Origin of the sequence: Cellulomonas septica (assembly GCF_012396155.1) — a bacterium.
In the GTDB taxonomy this organism is placed as follows: Bacteria; Actinomycetota; Actinomycetes; order Actinomycetales; family Cellulomonadaceae; genus Cellulomonas; species Cellulomonas septica.
The window spans coordinates 1-3273 of the sequence record NZ_JAAXOY010000405.1; the positions used below are offsets into that span (position 1 = coordinate 1).

The 3273-nt window shown below is 72.6% G+C and carries 4 protein-coding genes; 3 read left to right on the forward strand and 1 reads right to left on the reverse strand.

All coding sequences use genetic code 11. From position 1 onward, the window contains the following. A partial coding sequence (locus HGA02_RS14005; protein WP_484482053.1) for a Rossmann-fold NAD(P)-binding domain-containing protein occupies positions 1-469 on the reverse strand: 469 nt, incomplete at its 3' end. Positions 470-476: 7 nt separating this feature from the next. Here HGA02_RS14005 and HGA02_RS14010 point away from each other — a divergent pair. The 3 genes from HGA02_RS14010 to HGA02_RS14020 all read left to right on the forward strand — a co-directional run bounded on the left by HGA02_RS14010 (position 477) and on the right by HGA02_RS14020 (position 3124). Next, complete coding sequence (locus HGA02_RS14010; protein WP_168679551.1) at positions 477-1103, forward strand: response regulator; 627 nt, start codon at positions 477-479, stop codon at positions 1101-1103. Between the two features lie 114 nt (positions 1104-1217). Beyond that, complete coding sequence (gene gadC, locus HGA02_RS14015) at positions 1218-2675, forward strand: glutamate/gamma-aminobutyrate antiporter GadC (RefSeq protein ID WP_168679547.1); 1458 nt, start codon at positions 1218-1220, stop codon at positions 2673-2675. Beyond that, entirely contained in the window at positions 2672-3124 is a 453-nt protein-coding gene (locus tag HGA02_RS14020; RefSeq protein ID WP_168679549.1) for a hypothetical protein, read from the forward strand. Before gadC ends, HGA02_RS14020 begins: the two co-directional genes overlap by 4 nt. Positions 3125-3273 lie beyond the last annotated feature (149 nt).

Sequence of the window (3273 nt, forward strand, 5' to 3'; positions counted from 1 at the left end):
AGTCGCGCGGCCGGACCGGCTGCACGCCCCCGAGGTCGGCGGCCCACCGGTGCTCGGCCTGCGCGCGGACCAGGTCGGGGACGCGACGCACGACGGCCAGCACGAGCGCGAGCGTGTGCTCCGCGACGGGACCGTCGTGCAGGCCACGGCCCGACGTCACGACGACGTCCGGGCCGAACCCGGCGGCGAGCACGGCGTCGGGTCCGGCGGCGAGCGTCTGCACCCAGCGCAGGTCGGTCAGCCGCTCGGCGCACGCCCGGAGGTTGTCGGCGCTGTTGCCCCACGCGACGAGGACCTGGGCGTCGAGCGCGTCGTCGGGCGGCGGCGCGTCAGGGGCGTATCGGACGACGCGCACGTCGTCGGGAAACGCGGGCGCGTCCTCCAGCGTGGTGGGCAGCAGAACCGTGATCACACCTGGATACGATGCCATCGTGCCGTCGATCAGCCAGCCGACGAGGTCGGGACCCATCACCGTCATGATCGTCGACGACCACGAGGTCGTCCGCCGCGGGATCGCCGAGGTGGTCGAGCGGACGGACGGCATGACGGTCGTCGCCGAGGCCGGGTCCGTGGGCGACGGCGTGCGTCGCGCCGGACTGGTGCGCCCGCAGGTCATGCTCGTCGACCTGCAGCTGCCCGACGGCACCGGCATCGACCTGATGCGCACGGTCCGCGAGTCGCAGCCCGAGGCCCGCGCGATCGTCCTCACGTCGTTCGACGACGACGACGCGCTGGCCGCCGCGCTCGAGGCCGGCGCCGCCGCCTACCTGCTGAAGTCGGTCCGCGGGGCCGAGATCACGGACGTCATCCGCGCGGTCGCCGCGGGCCGGACGCTCCTCGACGAGCGCACCGTCACGCGCCGCAAGGCCGGGCACGAGGACCCGACGGAGAACCTCACGCCGAGCGAGCTGCGCGTGCTCGACCTCATCGGCGAGGGCCTGTCGAACCGCGAGATCGCGGAGCGCCTCGGCGTCGCCGAGAAGACCGTCAAGAACCACATCACGTCGCTCCTGGCGAAGATGGGCCTGCAGCGCCGCACGCAGGTCGCGGCGTGGGTCGCGTCGCGCAAGCACGCCGGGTGGCGCGCCGAGCCCGGCCACTGACGCCTGCCCGCCTGCGAGACCACCCTCGACGGGTGAGCCCCCGCGTCGACGCGCGTCGCTAGCGTCGCGAGCGGGCGGGGGGACGACGCTCCCGCACGACGGTGGGAGCGGCGCATGGCGGCGGACTCGCAGACCCGGACACCGGCAGCGGCCCGCGTCGGACCGCCGCCGCCGAACGTCATCACCTGGATCGCGCTCGCGTTCATGACGACGTCGAGCGTCGCGAGCCTGCGCGCCGCGCCGACGATGGCGGTCTACGGGCTCGCGGCGGTGTTCCTCTACGTCGTCCCGGCGATCGTGTTCCTGCTGCCGACGTCGCTCGTGTCCGCCGAGCTCGCGTCCGGGTGGTCCGGTGGCGTGTACCGGTGGGTCGCGGAGGGCATCTCGAAGCCCGCCGGGTTCCTCGCGGTGTGGTGCCAGTTCGCGATGACGCTCTTCTACTACCCGTCGCTGCTCGCGTACGTCGCGAGCACGTTCGCGTACGTCGTGAACCCGGCGCTCGCGTCGAACGGGCTCTACACGGCGATCGTCATCGTCGTCCTGTACTGGACCGGCGTGTGGGTGTCGTCGCAGGGGACCAAGGCGGTCGCGGGGCTGTCGTCGGTGGGGCTGGTCATCGGCACGCTGATCCCGGGCGCGCTGCTCGTGCTGCTCGGCATGGTGTTCCTCGGGCAGGGGAACGCGTCGGCGGCGCCCATGGACGCCGAGCACCTGCTGCCCGCGTGGACGGGCATCGCGTCGCTCGTGCTCATCGTCAACAACTTCCTGTCGTACGCCGGCATGGAGATGAACGCCGTACACGTGTCGAGCCTCAAGGAGCCGTCGCGCGAGTTCCCGCGGTCGATGTTCCTCGCGATCGGGCTGGTCCTCGCGATCTTCATCCTCCCGGCGCTCGCGATCAGCTGGGTCATCCCCGCCGACGCGCTTTCGCTCACCGCGGGCGTCATGCAGGCGTTCGACGCGTTCTTCGCGCACTTCTCGATCCAGTGGCTCACGCCGATCGTCGGGCTCATGCTCATCGCCGCGTCGCTCGGCGGGATGCTCACCTGGCTCGCGGGTCCGTCGCGCGGGCTGCTCGTCGTCGCGCGCGAGGAGGGGTACCTGCCGCCGTTCCTGCAACGGCTCAACGCGCACGGCGTGCAGCAGAACATCCTCGTGACGCAGGGCTTCCTCACGACCGTGATCGCGCTGCTCTACGCGTTCATCCCCGAGGTGTCGAGCGCGTACTGGATCTTCTCCGTGATGACGACGCAGGTGTACCTGATCATGTACCTGCTGCTGTTCGTCGCCGCGGTGAAGCTGCGCCGCCGGGCGCCCGACCACCCGCGCGGCTACCGCGTGCCCGCCCTGACGCTCGTCTGCACCGTCGGGTTCGTCGCGTCGCTCGCGGCGCTGTTCATCGGCTTCGTGCCGCCCGCGCAGTTCTCGTCGGGCAACGGGCTCGTGTACGTCGCGATCGTCGGCGGCGGGCTCCTGCTCATCGGTCTCGTCGCGCCGTTCGCGTTCTACGCGTCGCGCAAGCCGTCGTGGCGCACCGCGACGGCCGACACGACCGCGGGGGAGCCGACGTGAGCCCCGTCGTGGCGGGCCGGCGCCGCTGGCCCGTCTACACCGCGTGGGGACTCCTGCTCGTGGGCCTGCTCGCCGTGATGATCGTCGGCTTCTCGAACCGGCAGACCAACCGCGACGTCTCCGAGGCCGACGCGAAGGCCGCCGAGCTCGTCGCCGCGTTCGACGCCGCGGGGCTCGTCCCGCTGGACCAGGACGTCGTCGCCGACGTGCTCGGCAGCGACGGCGGGATCGTGTGCACGGACCCGGAGGGCGCGCTCGCGATCGCCGCCCGGCGCACGGGGCTCGAGAACGGCGCCGCCGGGCCGGGCGTGCGCGCGTCGGCGTTCCCGCAGAACCTGCTCACCGCCGGCCGGCTCGTCCTCGAGACGTACTGCCCCGAGGTGGTCGACGACTACGACGACTTCGTCGGGTCGCTCGACGTGCACGACGGGACGACGACCGGTGGCTGACGCACCCGCGCTCGAGGACGCCGACCTCGCGTCGGTCCTCGACGTGACCAGCGGCAACGCGTACTACACGATGCAGGACGGCCTCGCGCACCCGTCGGCGGCGGTCGTGCCGCCGTCCTGGACCGCGACGGGGACGTGGGCGCTGTTCC

What these genes read in the sequence shown, in the direction of transcription:
- HGA02_RS14010 (WP_168679551.1), top strand. Translation starts at nt 477, where the DNA reads ATGATCGTCGACGACCACGAGGTCGTCCGCCGCGGGATCGCCGAGGTG.
- gadC (WP_168679547.1), top strand. Translation starts at nt 1,218, where the DNA reads ATGGCGGCGGACTCGCAGACCCGGACACCGGCAGCGGCCCGCGTCGGA.